This is a genomic window from Tunturiibacter empetritectus (genome assembly GCF_014201375.1).
Taxonomy (GTDB): domain Bacteria; phylum Acidobacteriota; class Terriglobia; order Terriglobales; family Acidobacteriaceae; genus Edaphobacter; species Edaphobacter lichenicola_D.
This window is the reverse complement of record NZ_JACHDZ010000001.1, coordinates 1-20,185: the sequence shown is the minus strand read 5'-3', so window position 1 is coordinate 20,185 and position 20,185 is coordinate 1. Positions and strand designations below refer to the sequence as shown.

Sequence of the window (20,185 nt, the reverse complement as noted above, 5' to 3'; positions counted from 1 at the left end):
TTCTCGTCCCTTGCGGATCGATGACTATAAGCCGACTTCTCGGCAGTTATCGCGTCTCTGTGAGTGCAGTGGCGAAAATGCACTCACCGAGATCGCCAATTTCAGATTGGGTTAAAGCCTGGGGCTCGCGTCCAACTCCGAGGCCCGCGCCAGCGCTTGCGTGTCGATGTATTCCCGGATTTTCATCACCTTGCCGTTCCGAACAGTGATGTCGAAGACCCAGTCGTCCTTGAACGCCTTATTCGTGGCCTTGATTTTCCCTGTAGCGACGCCGACGACCAGAACCCGTTCTCCCTGCGCCACAAATTCTAAGGGCTCCGGATAGGTCATTTCTATCTCTTCGGAAGCCTTCTGCAGCACCCCCGCCAATCCCGCGTGCCCGCGGTACGTGCCTGCCAGCGGCCAGTCCTCACCCGGAACGATCCACTCAATATCTTCTGCAGACAATGACAGCAGGCCTTGCTTATCCTCGCTGCCCATCGCTGCAAAGAAATCCTTCACAACCTGGACGTTCTTTTCAATGCTCATCAAGTCTCTCCTTTTCCCTTAGAACAAGCGTGTCCGCTCACTGCCCCTTCTTGAACAAATCCTGGAAGATGAGCGGACCCCAGGAGCGGCCGCGTGCGTGCACCAGCGCGCCACCCTCGTTGAGCTTCCCCAGTTTGACGGGTGCGAACCCGAGTTGTTTGGCTAGGTCCGCCACGGGGTCGATCGCGTCCTCGTCATCGCTCGACAGAAAGACGACCCGGTGGCCGCCCTCGACGACTGGATCGGTCGCCAGTATGGCCGCAACCAGGTGATTGAAGCCTTTCACGAGCTTGGCGCCAGTAAACGACTTCGCAACGAAGGCGGAGGACAGGAGACCGTCCAGTTCCTCAGGTGGGACTGGAAACGAGTTCATCGCGTCAATGACTGTCTTGCCTTTCCAACTTGACAGGACCTTCGCAATCTCGCGATGTTCTCCGAACGGAACCGCCAAGATGATTGTGGCGGCCCCGAGCGCATCCTGCAGCGACCTGGCGACGACCGTGGGTCCAACCGCCCGAGCCAGCGGCGCTAACTCTTCGGGCTGCCGCCGACTCGCGACGGTGACTTCGATGTTCTTACGGGCGAAGGCGTGGGCGAGGGCCTGGCCTATCTTGCCGAATCCTACGATGGCATAGCTCATGACGTGTCTCCGATACATGTTGATGTTGCTCTTGATTTCCCGGCTTTTAGATTGCGGAGAAGCCGCCGTCGACAGCCAACTCCACGCCATTCACGTAGCTCGATTCGTCTGAAGCCATAAAGAGCGCGACCGCCGCAATTTCCTCAGGACGACCCATCTTGCCGTGCGGGATCAGGGACTCAAACATATCCCTCGTCTCCTTGTCGAGGCGCTGGGAATCCGGCGTGTCGACCTGCCCGGGGCTCAGCACGTTCACGCGAATTTTCCTGCCCTTCAGTTCGTTGAGCCAGGTACGTGCAAAGGAGCGCAAGGCCGCCTTGCTCGCCGCATACACGCCGAAACCAGGAAACCCTTTCACGGAAGCAACGGAGCCGGTCATGATGATCGATCCGCCATCGTTGATCAACGGCAACGCCTTCTGAACCGTAAACAAGGTGCCGCGCACAATCAGGCCGAAGCCCGCATCGAAGTGCTCTTCCGTGATCTCGCCCAGCTTGGCGGCCTCGCCCTTGCCGGCGCTCGCGAACAGGATGTCGATCTTGCCCTTTTCCCGCTTGACTGTGTCGAACAGGCGGTCGAGGTCGTCGAGATTGGACACGTCGCCGCGCACGCCCGTCACGTTGCGGCCGATCAGCTTGACGGCCTCGTCGAGCTGCTCCTGCCTTCGGCCCACGATGAAAACGTAGGCGCCTTCTTCCACAAACCGCTTGGCGCTCTCAAGCGCCAAGCCGCTCGATCCACCCGTGATGACTGCAACCTTACCTTCAAGCTTTCCCATGATGACTCCCTTTGGTAGATATGGAACATTCAGTACCGAAGATCCCTTCGATTGCCTTTTGTTGGCCCGGGGAACTTCGATTGTTTGCGCGTGGCGCGGCGATGAGTGACTCGCCTCGAAGTAACGATTGAGATTTCAGATCGCCGTCATGCCGCCGTCGACGAACAACTCCGCCCCGTTCACGAAGCTTGAATCGTCTGAAGCAAGAAACAGAGCGACCGTCGCGACTTCCTCAGGCTGACCCATCGTTCCCCGCGGGATGAGGGATTCGAAATACTGCTTCGCTTCCTTGGTGAGAACTGCTTCCTGCATCGGTGTGGCAATAGCGCCGGGAACCAGCAGGTTCACGCGGATCTTTCTGTCCTTCAGCTCGTTGAGCCAAGTACGGGCGAAGGAGCGCAGCGCCAACTTGCTCGCCGCATACACGCCGAAACCAGGGAAACCTTTCGCCGCAGCATTCGACCCGGTCATGAAGATTGATCCACCATCGTTGAATAGTGGCAACGCTTTCTGCACCGTGAAAAGTGTGCCGCGCACGTTCAAGTTGAAGGTCTTGTCGAAGTGCTCCTCGGTGATCTGCCCCAGCGGCACGGGCTCCCCTATGCCGGCGCTCGCGAACAGGACGTCGATCTTGCCCTTTTCCCGCTTCACGATGTCGAACAGCCGATCGAGGTCGTCGGGATTGGCCGCGTCACCCTGGACGCCGGTTACATTCCGTCCGATGACCTTGATTGCCTGGTCGATCTGTTCCTGCTTCCGTCCCGTGATGAAAACGTAAGCACCCTCTTCCACGAAGAGCTTGGCGCTCGCCAGCGCCATACCGCTCGTCCCACCCGTGATGACTGCAACTTTTCCTTCAAGCTTTCCCATAATTGCCTCCCTTTGGTGGATGTCCAGCATCCACTACTGAGGAGTAGAGTTCTTTGGCAGTGGACGAGAACTGCTCGAATGTCCAAACATTTTGTCTATTCGTCCAAGAGAAGGAGGCTAATGTGGATCCCATAAGCGACATCTTTAGAACCATGCACATCACAGCTTTCGGTCAGCACAGACTCGAAGTTACCGCTCCATGGGGCTTAGTCCAAGAGAAACAGGCCGAAGAACAGGCCACTCCGTCTGGAGACAAACATACACCCACAGACTTGGCGCACTTCGCCATGCTGTTACGCGGGAACTGCTGGCTCAATGTCGAAGGCATGTCGGATCCGATTCCGTTGACCGGTGGCGACTGCTTCTTGCTGGCCCGCGGCACTTCGATCGTCATGCGCGATAGCCCGCGAACACGTCCAAGGTCAACTTTCCGCGAAATCGCCAAGATAGCCAACGACAATGTCGTTCATTACGGAGGTGGTGGCACACCGACGACAATCGTCTGTGGATCCTTTAGTTTCGATCGCCGCAGCCTGAGGCCCATCACCCAGTTGTTGCCGAGCTTCATTCTGGTCAAGGCCGATCAGGCACGCACACTTGCTCTTCACAACACTGTGCAGGCGCTGGCATCAGAGATGGCAGAACAGGCGCCCGGATCTGGAGTGGTCGCAACTCGGTTGGCCGAGGTTCTATTTATCCAGCTACTCCGGGCGCATATCGCGTCCGGGCCGGAACACAACAAAGGATGGCTTCGTGCCGTCTTCGATCCTCAACTGGGCACTGCCCTCAGAGTCATTCACGACAGAGTGAATACAGCCTGGACGGTCGAATCGCTGGCCGCAGCCGCGGGTATGTCTCGCTCCGCATTCGCAGCCCGTTTTAGAGAGCTACTCGGACAAACACCGCTGGAGTATGTGACTGGATGGCGGATGCAGAAGGCGATGCAGTTACTCGAACAGCGCGACAAAAAGCTCATAGACGTAGCGCGGTTGGTCGGTTACGAGTCCGACGCTGCCTTCAGTAAAGCGTTTAAGCGAGTTGTTGGGGTCAATACTGGTGAATACATCAAACGTGCTCGTGAAGGCCGCGCCAATGGCGGAACAGCGGAAGCTTTTTGAAGCGGAGGACTCTGACTTTGGTGGCGGTGCCCCAAGTGCCTCGCGTTCACGAACGGAACATAGCGCTTGCAAAATCGACCGGAGGACCACGATCAGTCCTCGTCATAGGCAGGCTCCAGGTACCATCCGAAACGATGCTTGCCAGTTGGCCCGAACATGAAATCCCCGGTACATTCTGCCGCAAGGTTGGGCGCGAATGTAGCCGTACCACCGCTGAAGTTCCAGTTGGTGGATGCTCCTACCCCCAGGATCGCCACCGTATCGTCGCTATCTTTAAAGGTTTTCGTTGGGTTAGCAGAGGGATCGTTCTGCGCTGTCTGCCCAAGGGCATGCAGACAGCACAGTAGAAAAACGTACGCTCCTACAAGCGTGAACGCGCGTATACGCGTGGGAAGTCTCCAGGTTCAATGTTGATTCGATCCGCGACAAAAATGCGGAAGATGTGAGCTAGGAGATAGCCAGGCGTGGCGGTCGAAAGACTGTGGAACGCGGCGCCAATGCGGGACGCGGCAATTCAGGCTGAATGCCGGTGAGTACGACAGCACGGTTGCTAGCTTTCACGGAAAGTTGGTAATTGGCATGTCGGACAAGTGGTCTTCGGTTGTCACTTTGGCGACAAGAGGCCGTGGGTGTTGAAAAAGTCGATTTTTCTGAAAACCGATTCGAAATGGGCGACCAGAAATGTATAGGCGGCCGGGGAAAATTGTTTATAGGGTCATCCCAGCGCGATGTTTCTGAGCACGGTTTTCCGGGAGCGAGTTTTTCAATACCCAAAAGGCCCAATGCACTCATTGATCAGTTCTGCGGCGAATACAGGATCGGTCCCGGTATACGCGCATATGTGGAGTGGTTTCGAGGGTCCAATAACAGGAAAAATCTGTGCGTTTGTAGCGTTATAGCGCGGTTGATGTCTCGCAATTTCAATGAGTTGCGTGACGTTGCCGAAATGGCATAGAAGCAGCCATCCCAAATTGCGGTCGGAAAGTTTATCTACATTCCCGTCCAGGTGAACGGCTCAGGCCCTCTTTGGTTCTGCTTCGATACGGGCGCGCCCAACAGCATCATTGAGAAGCCGCAGCTCAGAAGCTGAACATTGGAATACGGTCCGGCGGCTCGATTCACGGCGTCGGAAAAGGAGAAGTGTCTGGTGGCGACGCCGGCGAAGTCACACTGACTATTGCTGGCCTAGTCACCAGGATTCCGCACGCGAAAATCGTCGACCTCTCCAAAGTACCAGTTCCGGTAAGGATAGATGGCTTACTCGGCGCCGAATTCCTGGAGCAATACGTCGTCAAAATCGACCCGGCGCTACTCGTTCATCGATTTCGTCCCTTCGTTAACCAGTTCAACTTGGTCTTTTGCCGGAACAAGACGCGCTGGTAGGGACCGTGGTTGTCGTCCATCCGTACGTAATAAAGATAAGGAGTGTCTGTAATCGTCATAAAGCTCGAATCCGTCGATCTTGGATCGATCAGTGAAAAATACGCATAAGACCAACTTCCTTCAGGCTCCCGCCGGAGCATCTGGTTCATAGTTAGCGCCAGGGCGGGCTTGCTCCAATGCACAAAGTCCGGCGTGGTCGTGAAGTAAACGCCCGGCGGACCGTACGCGGTCTCCACTGGAGTGAACTGCGTCCCAATAAACAAATGCGCTGCCTCGTAGTAGTTGAACCCCGACAAAAACTCTATATTCGGCACCGAAACGCAAAGATGAGCCGCCGGATTAGCCACCGGTCCGCGGTAGGGATCTGCGAACACAACATTGAATCCCTTTCCATCCCAGCCGCGCCAGGATGATGCGTCCTGGATATTCACTGTGCGAATCGGGCAACTACCTCCGGGATTCAGGCAAGGCCGCAACCCCTTGCCGTCGCCGCAATTGGGCGGCCACGTCCACCCGTTCAGCGCGTCGTAGTACCATCCGCCAACCTTCACGATGTTGGCGTCGACGCTGCACCCCTCAGGCCCCTGATTTACCTGATACTTATATGGAAGGCTCAAAAGATAGTTCGCAGGTGGCTTCGGGCGGGCGAAATGATAACCGCCATCTTCCGACAGGTTGAATGTCTGCATGTTGTACCAGCAGGTAAAGGTGTCCGTCTTCCCTGCGCACTGGCCATGCTCCCAGCCGTGATATTCCATGTGCCCCAGGGCCACAACCCGTTTTCCATCCACGTTGTAGAACGCATTGAGCCAGGTGTAGTCGTTGTAGTCCGCAATGTTTCCGTCATGTGGAGTTTGATAGACAACCTGACAATTGTGCTTCACGGTTTCGAGCGTTGCTCCGAGCCCCGCGCGCGTCACGTAGTGCGAAGCGATCAGGTGGATCGTCCCTTTGTAGTCTCGAAAGGCGCGCGCCGCGGCGTCGGGAATGTCGATCTGCTCGCAAGAATCCTTCCTGGTGTCGAAGGCCGCCACAGGAGGACCATCGAGAAAGTTAGGTGTGGGCGGATCGGGCGGCCATTTCGGCATCGGAAGACTAAAATTTCCTGACCCTGCAATCGCGGCGTTCCCGACGTTGCCCGCGACCGCGATCCCGTGTACGTAGAGCTTCTTGTTTTGAAACGTCCTCAACAGTTGGTTCGGCAGCGGAATCCGGAAACGGTGTTTGCCCCCATTCGCGTGGCACTCTCGGTCCACGGCAGGTTCGTTCGCCAGATTTGCCGTGCCTGCAGTAACAAACGTTCCTGGTGGCTTATCACCCGCGGCATGGTCGGCGTAAATATTAACATCAATGGAGCCTCGCTGGCCCTCCTGGCAAGCCCAACCAGACGCGTAGTATTGGTCGCCTTGGAACTGAACGCCGTCAATGACTCCGGTCACCGGTCCCGCGTGAGCGTTTTGAGCTGGCGCTGCCGAGGAGGCGACTGCGAGATCGATCCCTCCCGTTGCGAGGGAGAAAAACAGCCAAAACATCCTAAACACACTTGTGGCGTTGGACATAGCGACCTTTCAGTGCTTATCGGAGAAAAGCAACGGGACTCTGCATATTGCACGTTTCAAGCCTACGATGAGCTCGGAGAGAATTGAAGCCCCGGTTGTTAAGACCCCAAAAGAAATCGAAGGTTCCGGCAGATTCTATAAACCAGGCTATCCGTAAAATCGACTTACTGAATGTATGCAGCGAATGGGATTCGCCTGCTCTTTTGATCCTCGATTGATGTCAAATCGCCAATGCGCTCATCGAACGTGGCTTTGTCTTTGTCGCTATGCAGATGGGATTTAGGGGGAAACTTCTGTTAGCGCACGGCAGAGGTTTTCGACCGAGACTCTCCCATTGGGTGCTGAAACATGCCTGAATGGTTAACTCAGGCCGTTTATGAGGTAGCCGGCGAGACTTGCCGATTTCCGTCGAAGCGGGGCGCTCAAGCGGGCATCGAAAGAACTATCAAGGGACAAGTTTCTAGTTGGTGAATCTCGATCTTGTTCATTCGTACAAACTGGATGACGCATCAAGAACTGCACGCGATGAGCGACTCAATTTTCACGCTACTGAGATTCGAAATGAAGAAGAACTTTACCAAGACATCCGGGTCTAGTCGGATATTGTCGTGTAGATATCCATCACTTGATATCTTCGGATTGGCATGGTGTCGATATGAGTCGTTACGCTCGCATTTTTGCTTCCATGGTTCTCAGTCAAGTGTAGTTCAGCAACGAGTGAAGGAACTTCGGCTAGTGATAGAAAAAGAAATGCGCCATCTTAACCGTAGACATCGTTTGAATGTCTTTTTGAATGCCATGGTGATGGGATGTGTGATCTTCTGCGCGTGCTCCAATTCCGCCGCACAAGGCCCCATCCCGAAAAGCACAGCATCCCCTCACGCGATTGCACCGCATTTCTTAGGCGTCAACATCGAGAACAGCTACTCGAACCCTGTTCCCTTTTGGGACGATCCCAAGTTGCAACGCACTATCAAGGAGACTGGAATTGAGACGGTTCGCTTTCCTGGCGGAGATGTTAGCAACTACTGGGACTGGAAGAACGGAATCGTCTATCCGCTGGGCAAAGCCAGCAAGACACAGGACACAGGACACAGGACACACTAAGTGCTCTCGCAGATCTGACCCACACCACCGGGACCTATCCTGTCTACTGCCTGAACGTCATGACGCTAAACAATGCCGTGCTGCAGCGCGCGAACCTGCCGCAGGCGATGGCAAACCAGCTCCAGATGCTCGACGCAGCACGCGGGTTGAACTTGCCGGTGGAAGATCTGGAACTTGGCAACGAATTCTCCTGGAGTTCTCCAGACCATGACAAAGCATTTCCCACGGCAGCCGACTATGTGTCGCAGATGAATGAATGGACCGCTAATCTTAAGCGCACGCATCCCAACGCGCACATCGCTTCGGTCGGCTCTATTCCTTCATCGGGAGATGCGCGCACCAAGAACTGGAACGACGCGGTGGTCGGCAAGATCCGTGATGTAAACACCGTGACGCTCCATCGCTATGACAGCATCCTCGACGGTGGAATCCGGAATGGAACTTCGGCGGATACAGTTCTCAGCAATGCCTTCAGCGATTGGGCTAAGATCGTTTCGGGTGAAGTGAACCCGATCGAGAAGGCCAAACTGCGTATATGGGTTACTGAGTTTGGAGGATTAAGAGACTGCACCTCGAACGCTCAGTTCACAGGCACATGGCTGGAGGCAATCTATCAGGCTCAGATGGCCATCCAATTCCTGTCGACCTCTTCGATCGATCAGATTGAGCTTTACAACGCCACAGGAAGTACTAGCTCGCTCATGTTCCAGAACACATCGTCGTACTGGAACGCATGTCTCAATAAGAACATGACGTTCCACGCGACGGGCGGCGATCTGACCGCCACAGGACAGATCTATGCTGTCTTCGGTGGGGCTCTGAAACAGGCGAAGACTCATGCAATCACTGTTTGAGAAAACGTTTTCTCAGAGTCGATAGAAAACTACTCGCTACGCCAAAAGAATGTCAAGTGATTTTGAAGATTCTTTTGCTCTGTGCGCGCAGCAACCGTGTCGGAAGTGCCGATTCCCTGTTTTGTCTCGGAAGGGCGAAGAGAGGCCTGTTCAATGGATTCAGGTATACGTATACTCACTCACAATGAAAAAAAGTACAAAAACACGTAAACGTGAGCTCGCACCGGGCCGCATGGATATCCGAGATGTCGCTCGCCGTGCAAATGTCTCCAGTGCCACGGTTTCACGCACGATCAACCAGGTCTCGACCGTGAATCCTCAACTGGCAAAACGTGTTTGGCAGGCAATTGAAGATCTGAACTATTTCCCCAACACTCAGGCTCGCGCGCTCGTGTCCGGACGTAGCCGGATCCTGGGACTAATCATCTCCGAAATCACTAACCCGTTTTTTCCTGAATTGATCCAGCAGTTTGAAGACGTAGCCGTCGAAAGCAACTACGAGGTGCTGATCGGCTCAACGAACTACGATCCCAAGCGAATGTTCCGTTGTATCCGCCGGATGCTAGAGCGAAAAGTCGATGGCGTGGCTATCATGACGTTTGGCATTGAGGCGCCATTGCTCGACGAGCTGGCAGCGCGGCAGGTTCCTTTGGTGTTCATCGATACAGGTCCCGATTCTCCCTTTGTGCGGACTTTGAAGGTGGATTATCAGACCGGCATTCGCCAAGGAGTGCAGCATCTCGCGGCCTTGGGACACCGTCGCATCGCATTCATTACGGGTCCGTTGGCGCTGCACTCTGCGAAGGCGCGACGCGATGCTTTCGCCAAAGCGATGCGCGAAATAGGCGTAACCGTGAGCCCGGAGAGTATCGTCGAGGGCGCCCACACACTCGAGGGAGGCACGGAGGGCATGCGTATTCTGGCACGCAACAAGCACATGCCTACGGCGGTCATGTGTTCCAACGACATGACCGCAATTGGTGTCCTGCACGAGCTCTACAAGACCAATACCCGGGTGCCTGATGAGATTTCAGTCATCGGATTTGATGACATCCGTATCGCTGAATTCACCTTTCCCCCTTTGACCACCATTCAAATGTCGTGTTCCGATATTGCGCGTTCGGCCATAGAAGCTTTGCGCGCGGGAATCGAAAAACCCAACGATGCTTCTGCAGCAAGGGAATGGACGATCACAACGCGATTGATCGTCCGCCAGACCACGAGTTATCCACGTGGAACCATGCTCGACAATCAGCAGCAATCAAAGCCCTCGCGCCGGCGCCGCTCCAACTCCTGAATTCGGAATTCTGAGAGGTAATCTTGACCACTCGAAAACTGTGCCTCTGCGCCTCCCTCGGCCTTTTGTTAGCTTCACAGACCACGTCCTCACAAGTCCAAGGACAGTCGCTCCCTGCTGGCAAGCATCCTGCATCTCGTTCACAATCAGGCTCCGCTACCCAGCTACCGAAGTTGCCCAACGTCCTGTATGGCGTGGCCTACTATCCCGAGTACATGCCGTACGACCGGCTCGATACCGACGTCGCTCTCATGAAGCAGGCCGGCATCTCCGTCGTCCGCCTAGGAGAATCCACCTGGAGTCTTTGGGAGCCGGAGGATGGACATTTCGACTACGCCTGGATGGATCGCGTCGTCGATGCCATGGGGAAGGCCGGCATAAAAGTGATCATGGGAACGCCAACCTACTCCATTCCTTCGTGGCTCTACAAGGCGCATCCCGAGATACTCGCGCGTCCCCTGGGCGGCGCGCCTGTCTTCTACGGCATGCGCCAAAACATGGACACAGACAATACAACCTTCCGCTTCTATACAGGAAGAATCGTGCACAATCTGGTCGAACACTACCGCAACAATGCCGCCGTAATCGGCTGGCAGATCGACAACGAGACTTCTTCGTATGGTGCTTCCAATCCCCACGTCTTCACTGGCTTCGTCGACCATCTCAAGAGCAGGTTCTCGACTCCGGAAAATCTAGATAAAGCGTGGTTTCTGAACTACTGGGGACAGGACATCCACAGCTGGGATGAACTGCCTACACGAGACAGCGTACAGGTCACGGGATACAAGCTCGAATGGTCTCGCTGGCAGCAGATGCGGGTCACCAACTACCTTTCATGGCAAGCCTAACTGGTGCGGCAGTATCGGCGCCCTGACCAGTTCGAATATGGGTGGCGAGTCGCAGTCCCTTACTGGCGACTACATTCGATCTTTCAAGCACGGCAACTACCTGGTTACAGAGACCAACGCTCAGACTACCGACTGGACCTCCGCATGGCAGTACCCGCCTTATGATGGCCAGTTACGCCAAGACGTCTACACCCATCTTTCGAACGGCGCCGACATGGTCGAGCACTGGCACTGGCACTCCATCCACTCCGGGCAGGAGACTTACTGGAAGGGCGTCCTCGGCCATGACCTCGAACCGAACCGCGCCTACGCCGAGGTCTCGCGGACAGCTCACGAGCTCGACCGCATCGGCCAGCATCTGGTCGGCCTTAAAATCACCAACCAAGTCGCCATTCTCTACAGCGTAGATTCGGCGAATGTCCTGGACTTCATGCCCTTTTCCCACAGTGCCGGGCCGCAGTGGACCTCCAGTCCGCCGGCCGCCGACTACGGCGCCCTCGTCACACAGATGCATCGCGTCCTGTACAACCTGAACATCGGCACAGACTTTGTCTTTCCCGAGGACGCTGACTTCTCGAAATACAAGGTTCTCATCGTGCCTGCGCTATATATCGCGCACGCACGCCCAGCCTCTCGCATACTACGATCACCCGTTCTTCGGGCACTGGCCCGCCATCACCCGCAACCAGTTCGGGTCCGGCACATTGACCTACGAGGGCACCTGGCTCAACGAGAAGCGTCAGACTGCTGTAGTCTCGCAGGTACTCGGCCTGGCAAGCCTGCTGAACTCAGACCAGACCCTGCCGTCAAGCGTACGCGTCACTCTAGAAACCGGCAAAATTTTCTGCAAGAAGCGGGCCAATGGCTTCGTTCATCTCTCCTCGATAACGGCCAGGCCCCAAGGGGGCGATGCTTAGAGATGTTCCGTGCACAGCCGGTTTGCCGGAGGTAAGCTCTGTACCCGTGCCATACGAATAGGGAACACTTTTTGAGCGATGGTGGGCACTGACTCGGTCGCACGTAGCGGGCCCAGCAAAGGGTATTTCTTGACAATTGGCGGATCCAACTCCTAGGATGTCTTTCGCAGCTGAGAATACGTTTACTCGGCTTCGCAAAAAGATAGGCAAATCGTGACTTCAATCGCGGTAAGGAAGCGTTTTCCTGAAATTTAACATTTATTACTCTCTCCGCCATTTGGCCAGCCATCAGATACACAGAAGAACAACAGGACTATGACGAATTTGAAGACGCTTGAAGTGTGGTTCGTAACCGGAAGCCAGCACCTGTACGGGCCCGAGACCCTGGAGAAGGTTGCGGCTAACGCACAGGCCGTCGCCGCGTCACTCGCGCAGGAGACCTCGATGCCGTTAAAAATAGTGTTCAAACCAGTGGTCACCACGCCGGAGGAGATCCGCGGCCTCTGCCGGGAGTCGAATAATGCAGAGCATTGCATCGGCCTGGTCCTGTGGATGCATACCTTCTCGCCCGCGAAGATGTGGATCGCTGGGCTGAGCGCGCTTTCCAAGCCGTTCCTGCAACTCCACACTCAGTTCAACCGTGAGCTACCATGGTCCACCATCGACATGGACTTCATGAACCTGAATCAGGCAGCCCATGGAGACCGTGAGTTCGGCTTCATCACTGCGCGTCTGCGGCTGGCGCGAAAGGTGGTTGTAGGTTTCTGGAAAGACCCCGATACAGTGTCCGAGGTTGCCGCCTGGGCGCGTGCGGCTGCTGGTTGGCATGAATCGCAGCATCTGAAGGTCGCGCGTTTCGGCGATAACATGCGCCAGGTAGCCGTCACCGAAGGCGACAAGGTAGCCGCACAAGCACATTTCGGGTACTCGGTAAACGGATATGGCGTCGGCGATTTGGTCGCGCGCATCGATGAGTTCAGCGATGCGGAGACAGACGAGCTCGTCGCAGAATACCGCGATGCATATTCCATTGCGAAGCAGCACGATCGCCCGCGGTCGCTGCTTGATGCCGCCAGGATCGAGCTCGGCTTGCGCGCATTCCTCGACGAGGGCGGATTTGGCGCTTTTACCGATACGTTCGAGGACCTCCGCGGAATCAAGCAGCTGCCGGGAATCGCAGCTCAACGGCTCATGGCTGACGGCTACGGTTTTGCTGGCGAAGGCGACTGGAAGACAGCCGCTCTGGTGCGCATCATGAAGGTTATGGCCGAGGGCATGAGCGGTGGAACCTCCTTCATGGAGGACTACACCTACGACTTCAGCGGAACCCCAAAGGTACTGGGCTCGCACATGCTCGAGATCTGCCCGTCCATCGCCGCCGCCAGGCCGTCGCTGGAGGTACATCCGCTTGGCATCGGCGGAAAAGATGATCCGGTGCGACTAGTATTTACCGCGCCTGCAGGGGCTGCTATCAATGCGTCCATCATCGACATGGGCACTCGTTTCCGCATGTTGGTTAACGAAGTCGATGTCGTCGAGCCCGAGCAGAGCCTGCCGAAGCTGCCCGTCGCGCGCGCCCTCTGGATCCCCAAACCCAACCTAAAGGTCGGCGCCGCTGCCTGGATCTATGCCGGCGGCGCCCATCACACCAGCTTCAGCCAGGCACTTACCCTGCAGCACATGGAAGACTACGCGGAGATCGCCGGCATCGAGTGCATCCGCATCAATGCCGACACAACACTCCACCAACTCCGTCAGGAACTCCGTTGGAATGACGCAGGAATCGTTCGGTACTGATGCTCACCCTTGACAGTCGCGGCGAAGGCCTCACATCTCTCACAGAAAGGCGGCACAACAGATGCTCGAGCAGTTGAAGGAAGCCACGCTGGAAGCAAATCTTGAGCTGGTGCGCAGCGGGCTGGTGCTCTACACCTTCGGCAACGCCAGCGGCATCGACCGCGAAACCCGTCTCGTAGTCATCAAGCCCAGCGGCGTGGACTATCACGATATGAAGCCGGAGCATATGGTCGTCACGGACCTTCAAGGTAACATTGTCGAAGGTTCGCTCCGTCCTTCGAGCGATCTGAAGACACATCTCGAGCTGTACAAAGCCTTCAGCGGCATCGGCGGCGTAGTGCACACGCACAGCGAGCATGCCACGGCGTGGGCTCAGTCGGGCCGCGACATCCCTCCACTCGGCACCACCCACGCCGACTACTTCCACGGGCCGGTGCCATGCACCCGCGAGCTGACCGATGACGAAATCAACGGCGACTACGTCCTGAGCACGGGCACAGCCATCCTCGAGCGCTTCGCCGACGTCGACCCTCTGGCGGTGCCCGGAGTGCTCGTCGCAGGCCATGCTCCGTTTACCTGGGGCACCAGCCCACGCGATGCCGCTCACAACGCCGTCGTGCTCGAAGCCGTCGCGAAGATGGCCTTCATTACCGTACTGCTCAACTCGAACTCCAGAGTGTCGGAGGCGCTGCTCGACCGGCATTACTTCCGCAAGCACGGCGCGAAGGCAACCTATGGACAAAATTCTTAGACTGTAGTCTTTGGTTGCTTACGCATTCCGGATAGGTTTCTATGGCTATTGTTGCCGGTATTGATTTTGGGACGTTGAGTGTCCGCGTCACGCTGCTGGACTCCGTTCGCGGACGGCTGGGAACCGCCCTGGCCGATTATCCGCTGCACCGCCGGCGTGAAGATCCGGACTATGCCACCCAGTCGCACACCGACCAGATGAACGGACTGGTGAAGGCCACGCGCGACGTGCTGGCCGAGACAGGCGTCCGCGGCGAAGACATCGTGGCCATGGCACTCGATACCACCGGCTCAAGCGTCGTCGTGGTCGATGACGCGCTCCAGCCCCTGGACGAGTATTACCTCTGGTGCGACCATCGCGCGCATCGCGAGGCGCACGAGATCACTGGAAAGGCCCACGCCATGAAGCTTGAGGCTATCGACTGGTGTGGTGGCGTGTACTCGCACGAATGGGGCTGGGCCAAGCTGCTGCATTGGCTTCGCAACGCCGATGACGCGAAGCGCGCGAAGTTTGCCACTGCGCTCGAACACTGCGACATGGTGGCCGCAACACTCACAGGCGTCCGCAGCCCGTCTGACCTGAAGCGCAGCGTCTGCGCCATGGGTCACAAGTGGATGTGGAACCCGAAGTGGGGCGGCCTGCCCTCTGAGGAGTTTCTGGTCGCGGTCGATCCCCTGCTCAAAGGCGCGCGCGCAAAGATGGCTGGTGAATACCTAACCTCGGACCACATCTACGGCGGCCTCGCAGAGCAATGGGCCGCGGAGATGGGCCTGCGCCCTGGCATCCCCATTCCGGTCGGTGCCTTCGACGCCCACTGGGACGCGCTCGGCGCAGGATGCAAAGAAGGCGACCTCGTCAATGTAGTCGGCACCTCTACCTGCATCATCGCCATGGCCCAGAAGACTGAGCTTATCCCCGGCGTATGCGGCATCGTGCCGGGCAGCGTGGATCCGAAGCTCACTGGCATCGAGGCGGGACTCTCCGCCGTTGGCGACATCTTCGAGGCCATCGCGCGACGCGCGGGAACCGACGTCAAGCAGCTTGCCCAGGGGCTCGAGGCCTACAAGCCCGGCCAGACCGGCCTGCTGCGCATGAGCTGGGACAACGGCGACCGCACCGTGCTCGTCAACCCTGAGCTCGGAGGCCTGACCCTCGGATGGAACCTGATGCACACCGCGCAGGATGAGCTCTTCGCGGCCATTGAAGGCTCGGCCTTCCATACGCGCATCATCCTGGAGCGCATGGCCGAGCACGGCGTGCCGATCGAGCGTGTTATTAACGCCGGCGGCATTCCACAGAACAACGCTGTGCTGAACCAGGTGTACGCCAATGTGCTGAACAAGCCGGTCCTGGTGCCGAACGGAACCCCCACAAGTCTCGGCTCAGGCATCGTGGCTCTCACCGCCGCAAGAGTCTTTCCATCGATCGAAGCCGCGCAGCAGAAACTGTGCCTTCCCTTCAGGACCTTTATACCTGGACCAAAGGCGGTCAAGCGATATGAACTGCTCTACCAGCTCTATCGCAAGCTCTACTTCGCGCTCGGATCGCGCAATGCCGATGCCGTCACGCTCGGCGATGTACTGCCGCAGCTTCGTCACATCGCGCATCAATCAAGAACGGAAGACTAGGAATCTCACTTATGCCGCTAGCCCTGTATTTCTTCGCGAGCCGCACGCTCACATTTGTCTCCGCCGGACATTGCAATTCTTCTTCTCTACTTTGCGATTGTTCTCTTTATCGGTTTCTATGTGAAGGATTCGGCGAGTACAAGTGAAGAGTTTTTCCTTGCTGGTCGAGAGATGACGGCATGGATCGCGGGCCTTAGCTTCGTGTCGGCCAACCTTGGTTCGCTCGAGCTAATGGGTTGGGCAGGGTCGGCGTACCAGTAACGGCATCCTGGCGACGCACTGGTACTGGATAGGGGCCATTCCTGCGATGCTGTTTCTCGGCATTGCAATGATGCCCTTTTATTACATCTCTAAGACGCACTCGGTGCCAGGGTATCTGCAACTGCGCTTCGGTGAAGGTGCTCGGGCCCTGTCGGCAATATCGTTCGGATTCATGACCGTATTGATGAGTGGTGTGAACATGTACTCCATGGCGCTGGTTATGAAGGTCGTGCTCGGCTGGGATATCAACTTCTCTATCTGGGTAGGCGCAGCGACGGTAGGCCTGTATGTGATGTTGGGCGGCCTGCGCTCGGCCATCATCAATGAGGTGCTGCAGTTTGTGCTCATCTGGGCTGGAGCTGCCCTGATCCCCATTGTTGGCCTCATCGAGGTTGGCGGATGGCACAACCTCAAAGCGCAGATCGCGGCCAATCTGCCACACTACCGAATATACGCACATGTGGTCCACTCTGGGCTCCTTCTCGGCGAACCAGATGGGCGTGCATTGGACGAGCATCGTCTTCGGGCTAGGCTTTGTTATCAGCTTCGGCTACTGGACCACGGACTTCCTCGTCGTCCAGCGCGTGCTTTCGGCCAATGACCTTCGCGCAGCGCGTATGGCTCCAATCATTGGCGCGGCCTTCAAGATGGCAGTACCCATCATCGTGATCATCCCCGGACTGCTCGCGCTTGCCGTGCTGCGCAACCCCGACGGGTCATTGATGAAGCTCGTGCCTGAGTCAGTCGCGCTGCCGTCACCGGCCAGTACAGCTACAACGAGGTGCTGCCACTCATGTTGGTGCGCTACTGCGGTCCAGGGTTGCTTGGTCTCGGCATCACGGCGCTGGTCGCAGGCTTCATTTCCGGTATGGCTGGCAATGTCACTGCATTTTCCACCGTATGGACCTACGACCTCTACAGTGCCTACCTGAAGAAGGACGGAACGGACAAACACTACGTGTTCATGGGCCGCATCTCAACTGTCGTCGGCATGCTTGCCAGCGTGGGTACCGCGTACTTGGTTATGAACGCGGCCTCCATTATGGATTACGTCCAGGCGCTCTTCAGCTTCTTCATCGCGCCGCTATTCGGCACGGTGATATTGGGCATGCTATGGAAGCGTGCTACCGCAGCGGCGGATTTTGGGTCTGCTCTGCGGCACCGTGGCTTCAATCGGCATGTGGGCATGGGTGCAGCGGCACGCTGGCGCGCTGCGTTACATCGCCCTCTCACCCGACGCCAAACCCATGGCTGAGAACCTCTACCGCGCTCTGTGGAGCTGGCTCGTCTGCGTACTTGTAACAGTCGCCGTTAGCTACATGACCAAGCCCAAGACCAAAGCCGAGCTCAAGGGCCTGGTCTACGGCGCAACAATTATCCCCCACGACGGAGCCGCAGCCCTCTGGCAGAAGCCGATCTTCTGGGCCATCGTCGTCGGCACCGTCTTCTTCATCCTCAACTTCATCTTCTGGTAAGGAGTGCGCAACATGTCGGATCCAACGGGATACATCCAGTCTCCATCTACCTCCAGCACTATTACAAAGGGACCCGCACGCCGCCGGGATCCGCTCTCCATCTGGTTCTTCGTCTGCTCGCCCTGCCTCGTCTACGGACTAGTGCTTATTCCCATCGGGATTTACCAGTTTCGGCACCCACCCGCTGTCGTGCTTCCTCAGCTCCACGCCACCTTATGGTGGGGAATCGGCATGACCGTCTTCGGCGTCTTCTACGCAACCCGATTTAGGCCGAGAGTGGTATCTGTTGCGCCCAAGCCACGAAAGGCCAGCGCCAGAAGTCTCTTCACACGCTTCTCCGGTTGGGTTCGGAGGGATTCGCCGTAAGAGTCCGACAAGCACCAGAAAAATTCTCGCGATCGGTTCAAGAGCGAATCTCACCTGAACCTTCGTATTGTGGGAGCGACCCTTCCGAATAGCGAATCGACGCGGCTAGACGTCGTATTGAGTGGCCCGGTGGTGCTTGTAAGCTGCGCGCGCTTGAGCGTATTGCGATGCCAGGACAGGATCGGGTGAGGCTGTTCGTTGGTTATCGAGCTTGATGCAACGATCGCAGATTTCGATGAAGGTCTCCGGCGAGCCCATATCGCTGCGAGCGGCGAAGATGGCTTGAATGCAAGCGCCGAGACAGCCGGCCTCTTCTTCAAGAGGAACCTGAACGTCTGTGCCGCTGGCGTCGGCGAGGAGCTGACGCCATTGCGCGGAACGTGACCCGCCTCCGATGAGCAGAATGCGTTTCGCGTTTGTGCCATCGAGGATGAGATCGAGGCCTTCGAGAATTCCGAAGCTGACTCCTTCGATCGTCGCGCGGATGAGATTTTCTGGAGTAAAATTGGACGCCGAGATCCCGAGGATAACGCCGTGCGCAGACGGCAGGTCGGGGGTGCGTTCACCGTTGAGGAACGGGATGAACGTTAGGGCATCAGCTCCGGGGACCGTGGTGGCCAGAGCTGATTCGATATCAGTGACTGTACGGCCAAGCGTATCCAGAATCTGCGTGACAACATTGGTTGCGTTCATGGTGCAGACGAGCGGAAGCCAGCCGTTGGAGGAGGAGCAGAAGGGAGAGATGCTCGAGTTAGGGCTGGCTGCGGGCTCGTTGCGGAAGGAGTAGACGGTAGCGGAAGTGCCAAGGCTCATCGTGACGACGCCTTCGGTGACATTACCGGTGCCAATGGCTCCCATCATGTTGTCGCCACCGCCGCTGGCGACAAGACAGGTGTTGGAGATCCCGAGATCGGCGGCTACATCTGACTTTACCGTGCCGATGATTCGCTGCGCAGGAACGAGGGTCGGGAGCGCGCGAAGGAGATGGCCAGTACCCTGGTCGATTGAGGCTAGGACCTCGGCAGCCCAGGTGCGATTGCGGACATCGAAGTATCCGGTTCCGGAGGCGTCTCCGTACTCCGCCCAGAGATTGCCGGTAAGCCAGAAGTTGAGGTAGTCGTGGGGAAGTAGAATGTGACGGATTCTGGCGAAGTTTTCTGGTTCCCGCTGCTGCAGCCAGAGCAACTTTGATACGGTGTAGCCGGTGAGGGGGATGATGCCGAAGCGCTCGAAGAAGGCTTGCTGGCCTCCGAAGCGGGCGATGAGTTCCGCGTTTTGCGTTGCTGTTTCAGTGTCGTTCCAGAGCTTGGCGGGACGAATGACCTGCATGCGCTCGTCAAGAACGACAAGGCCGTGCTGCTGGCCGGAGACTGCGAGGGCTTTGATGGGATGGCCGGGAGCCTGTGCTATCGCTTGCTTGACTGAGAGTTGGAGGGCTTCAATCCACCATTGAGGATCCTGCTCGCGGGCGCCGGAGGATCGCTGGATCACTTGATGCGTGGCATGCCCTCGACCGTGCGCGATGCCCTGCTCATCGATCAGGAGAGCCTTTGTTCCTTGCGTGCCGCAGTCGATGCCTAGATACATAGATGTGAGTCTCGTGATTGTGTGCGTTGATTAGGCTTAGCTACTAGTCTCGGAGCGCTTGCTTGCGTTCGATTTTTCTTTCGTGCCGCGGCGGGATGAGCTGTGATAGCCGGAGTGACGCTGGAGGCGATCGCTGCAGCTCCACGAAGGCGGGCCATCTCTCCTCCCGTTGTGACCTCAAGGCGGGGGGAGAGCCTGCGAGAATTCCGGATACCAACTCGTCCTGCACGATGGAACCAAAGGCAGACCACGCTGTGGTGAAAGCGCCGGTGATGAGGATGAGTTCCGGAGAAAGGGCCGCAGTGACGAGGCGTAGACCTTGTCCGAGATGCAGGGCCTGCTTCTGTATCGCCTTGATGGCGAGAGGATCACCTTCTTCGGTGAGATGCATGAGGCTTTGAATGGAAGTGACGTTTGCGTT

General features: G+C 57.0%; 20 protein-coding genes and 1 pseudogene. 14 read left to right on the top strand and 7 right to left on the bottom strand.

Annotated elements, in window-relative coordinates; translation table 11 throughout:
• Positions 1–111 precede the first annotated feature (111 nt).
• The 4 genes from HDF10_RS00090 to HDF10_RS00075 form a co-directional block, all read right to left on the bottom strand.
• Positions 112–528, bottom strand: coding sequence for a nuclear transport factor 2 family protein (locus tag HDF10_RS00090; RefSeq protein ID WP_183809314.1), 417 nt, complete (start codon positions 526–528; stop codon positions 112–114).
• A 37-nt stretch (positions 529–565) separates the two neighbouring features.
• The gene (locus HDF10_RS00085; protein WP_183809312.1) at positions 566–1,168 is read right to left on the bottom strand and encodes an NADPH-dependent F420 reductase; all 603 of its coding nucleotides are present in this window, start codon (positions 1,166–1,168) and stop codon (positions 566–568) included.
• Between the two features lie 46 nt (positions 1,169–1,214).
• Positions 1,215–1,946, bottom strand: a complete 732-nt coding sequence (locus tag HDF10_RS00080) for an SDR family NAD(P)-dependent oxidoreductase (RefSeq protein WP_183809310.1) — start codon at positions 1,944–1,946, stop codon at positions 1,215–1,217.
• Between the two features lie 135 nt (positions 1,947–2,081).
• Positions 2,082–2,816 (bottom strand): SDR family NAD(P)-dependent oxidoreductase, encoded by a 735-nt coding sequence (locus tag HDF10_RS00075; protein WP_183809309.1) that lies wholly within the window; start codon positions 2,814–2,816, stop codon positions 2,082–2,084.
• A 122-nt stretch (positions 2,817–2,938) separates the two neighbouring features.
• On the opposite strand from HDF10_RS00075, the gene HDF10_RS00070 reads away from it, so the two are divergent.
• Positions 2,939–3,934 carry an AraC family transcriptional regulator gene (locus HDF10_RS00070; protein ID WP_183811380.1) on the top strand — a complete coding sequence of 332 codons (996 nt, stop codon included), beginning with the start codon at positions 2,939–2,941 and terminating at the stop codon, positions 3,932–3,934.
• 1,316 nt (positions 3,935–5,250) lie between these two features.
• Here HDF10_RS00070 and HDF10_RS00060 read toward each other — a convergent pair.
• The gene (locus tag HDF10_RS00060) at positions 5,251–6,876 is read right to left on the bottom strand and encodes a hypothetical protein (protein WP_183809307.1); all 1,626 of its coding nucleotides are present in this window, start codon (positions 6,874–6,876) and stop codon (positions 5,251–5,253) included.
• Between the two features lie 960 nt (positions 6,877–7,836).
• Here HDF10_RS00060 and HDF10_RS20530 point away from each other — a divergent pair.
• From HDF10_RS20530 to HDF10_RS00015, 13 genes are all read left to right on the top strand, one after another.
• Positions 7,837–7,983 carry a hypothetical protein gene (locus HDF10_RS20530; RefSeq protein ID WP_221271315.1) on the top strand — a complete coding sequence of 49 codons (147 nt, stop codon included), beginning with the start codon at positions 7,837–7,839 and terminating at the stop codon, positions 7,981–7,983.
• A 59-nt stretch (positions 7,984–8,042) separates the two neighbouring features.
• Positions 8,043–8,837: a hypothetical protein gene (locus tag HDF10_RS00050; RefSeq protein ID WP_183809303.1), complete on the top strand. Its 795-nt coding sequence runs from the start codon at positions 8,043–8,045 to the stop codon at positions 8,835–8,837.
• Between the two features lie 184 nt (positions 8,838–9,021).
• Positions 9,022–10,134 (top strand): LacI family DNA-binding transcriptional regulator, encoded by a 1,113-nt coding sequence (locus HDF10_RS00045; protein WP_260177512.1) that lies wholly within the window; start codon positions 9,022–9,024, stop codon positions 10,132–10,134.
• A gap of 173 nt (positions 10,135–10,307) precedes the next feature.
• The gene (locus HDF10_RS20670) at positions 10,308–10,982 is read left to right on the top strand and encodes a beta-galactosidase (protein ID WP_260177511.1); all 675 of its coding nucleotides are present in this window, start codon (positions 10,308–10,310) and stop codon (positions 10,980–10,982) included.
• A 37-nt stretch (positions 10,983–11,019) separates the two neighbouring features.
• Positions 11,020–11,934 (top strand): beta-galactosidase, encoded by a 915-nt coding sequence (locus HDF10_RS21555; RefSeq protein ID WP_455685146.1) that lies wholly within the window; start codon positions 11,020–11,022, stop codon positions 11,932–11,934.
• Positions 11,935–12,214: 280 nt separating this feature from the next.
• Complete coding sequence (gene araA / locus HDF10_RS00035; RefSeq protein ID WP_183809301.1) at positions 12,215–13,696, top strand: L-arabinose isomerase; 1,482 nt, start codon at positions 12,215–12,217, stop codon at positions 13,694–13,696.
• A 61-nt stretch (positions 13,697–13,757) separates the two neighbouring features.
• Positions 13,758–14,447, top strand: coding sequence for an L-ribulose-5-phosphate 4-epimerase (locus HDF10_RS00030; RefSeq protein WP_183809299.1), 690 nt, complete (start codon positions 13,758–13,760; stop codon positions 14,445–14,447).
• A gap of 41 nt (positions 14,448–14,488) precedes the next feature.
• Positions 14,489–16,075 (top strand): ribulokinase, encoded by a 1,587-nt coding sequence (locus HDF10_RS00025; protein ID WP_183809296.1) that lies wholly within the window; start codon positions 14,489–14,491, stop codon positions 16,073–16,075.
• 171 nt (positions 16,076–16,246) lie between these two features.
• The gene (locus HDF10_RS21290) at positions 16,247–16,336 is read left to right on the top strand and encodes a hypothetical protein (protein WP_406705780.1); all 90 of its coding nucleotides are present in this window, start codon (positions 16,247–16,249) and stop codon (positions 16,334–16,336) included.
• A gap of 46 nt (positions 16,337–16,382) precedes the next feature.
• A complete protein-coding gene (locus HDF10_RS20655; protein WP_260177510.1) occupies positions 16,383–16,937 on the top strand; it encodes a sodium:solute symporter family transporter in 555 nt (184 codons plus the stop codon).
• 192 nt (positions 16,938–17,129) lie between these two features.
• The gene (locus HDF10_RS20650) at positions 17,130–17,591 is read left to right on the top strand and encodes a sodium:solute symporter family transporter (protein WP_260177509.1); all 462 of its coding nucleotides are present in this window, start codon (positions 17,130–17,132) and stop codon (positions 17,589–17,591) included.
• A complete protein-coding gene (locus HDF10_RS20645; protein WP_260177508.1) occupies positions 17,584–17,811 on the top strand; it encodes a hypothetical protein in 228 nt (75 codons plus the stop codon). The genes HDF10_RS20650 and HDF10_RS20645 overlap by 8 nt, the downstream gene beginning before the upstream one ends.
• Positions 17,812–17,823: 12 nt before the next feature.
• A complete protein-coding gene (locus HDF10_RS00015; RefSeq protein ID WP_183809294.1) occupies positions 17,824–18,177 on the top strand; it encodes a PH domain-containing protein in 354 nt (117 codons plus the stop codon).
• Positions 18,178–18,282: 105 nt separating this feature from the next.
• Here HDF10_RS00015 and xylB read toward each other — a convergent pair whose 3' ends face one another.
• Both xylB and HDF10_RS00005 read right to left on the bottom strand, forming a co-directional pair.
• Positions 18,283–19,764, bottom strand: coding sequence for a xylulokinase (xylB, locus tag HDF10_RS00010; protein ID WP_183809292.1), 1,482 nt, complete (start codon positions 19,762–19,764; stop codon positions 18,283–18,285).
• A 43-nt stretch (positions 19,765–19,807) separates the two neighbouring features.
• Positions 19,808–20,185: pseudogene (locus tag HDF10_RS00005) on the bottom strand (hypothetical protein); the annotation flags it as partial.

Coding starts and splice junctions, on each gene's coding strand:
- HDF10_RS00090 (WP_183809314.1), bottom strand. CDS start 528: ATGAGCATTGAAAAGAACGTCCAGGTTGTGAAGGATTTCTTTGCAGCG.
- HDF10_RS00085 (WP_183809312.1), bottom strand. CDS start 1,168: ATGAGCTATGCCATCGTAGGATTCGGCAAGATAGGCCAGGCCCTCGCC.
- HDF10_RS00080 (WP_183809310.1), bottom strand. CDS start 1,946: ATGGGAAAGCTTGAAGGTAAGGTTGCAGTCATCACGGGTGGATCGAGC.
- HDF10_RS00075 (WP_183809309.1), bottom strand. CDS start 2,816: ATGGGAAAGCTTGAAGGAAAAGTTGCAGTCATCACGGGTGGGACGAGC.
- HDF10_RS00060 (WP_183809307.1), bottom strand. CDS start 6,876: ATGTCCAACGCCACAAGTGTGTTTAGGATGTTTTGGCTGTTTTTCTCC.
- HDF10_RS00050 (WP_183809303.1), top strand. CDS start 8,043: ATGACGCTAAACAATGCCGTGCTGCAGCGCGCGAACCTGCCGCAGGCG.
- HDF10_RS00045 (WP_260177512.1), top strand. CDS start 9,022: ATGAAAAAAAGTACAAAAACACGTAAACGTGAGCTCGCACCGGGCCGC.
- HDF10_RS21555 (WP_455685146.1), top strand. CDS start 11,020: ATGGGTGGCGAGTCGCAGTCCCTTACTGGCGACTACATTCGATCTTTC.
- araA (WP_183809301.1), top strand. CDS start 12,215: ATGACGAATTTGAAGACGCTTGAAGTGTGGTTCGTAACCGGAAGCCAG.
- HDF10_RS00030 (WP_183809299.1), top strand. CDS start 13,758: ATGCTCGAGCAGTTGAAGGAAGCCACGCTGGAAGCAAATCTTGAGCTG.
- HDF10_RS00025 (WP_183809296.1), top strand. CDS start 14,489: ATGGCTATTGTTGCCGGTATTGATTTTGGGACGTTGAGTGTCCGCGTC.
- HDF10_RS21290 (WP_406705780.1), top strand. CDS start 16,247: ATGACGGCATGGATCGCGGGCCTTAGCTTCGTGTCGGCCAACCTTGGT.
- HDF10_RS20655 (WP_260177510.1), top strand. CDS start 16,383: ATGCTGTTTCTCGGCATTGCAATGATGCCCTTTTATTACATCTCTAAG.
- HDF10_RS20650 (WP_260177509.1), top strand. CDS start 17,130: ATGTTGGTGCGCTACTGCGGTCCAGGGTTGCTTGGTCTCGGCATCACG.
- HDF10_RS20645 (WP_260177508.1), top strand. CDS start 17,584: ATGGCTGAGAACCTCTACCGCGCTCTGTGGAGCTGGCTCGTCTGCGTA.
- HDF10_RS00015 (WP_183809294.1), top strand. CDS start 17,824: ATGTCGGATCCAACGGGATACATCCAGTCTCCATCTACCTCCAGCACT.
- xylB (WP_183809292.1), bottom strand. CDS start 19,764: ATGTATCTAGGCATCGACTGCGGCACGCAAGGAACAAAGGCTCTCCTG.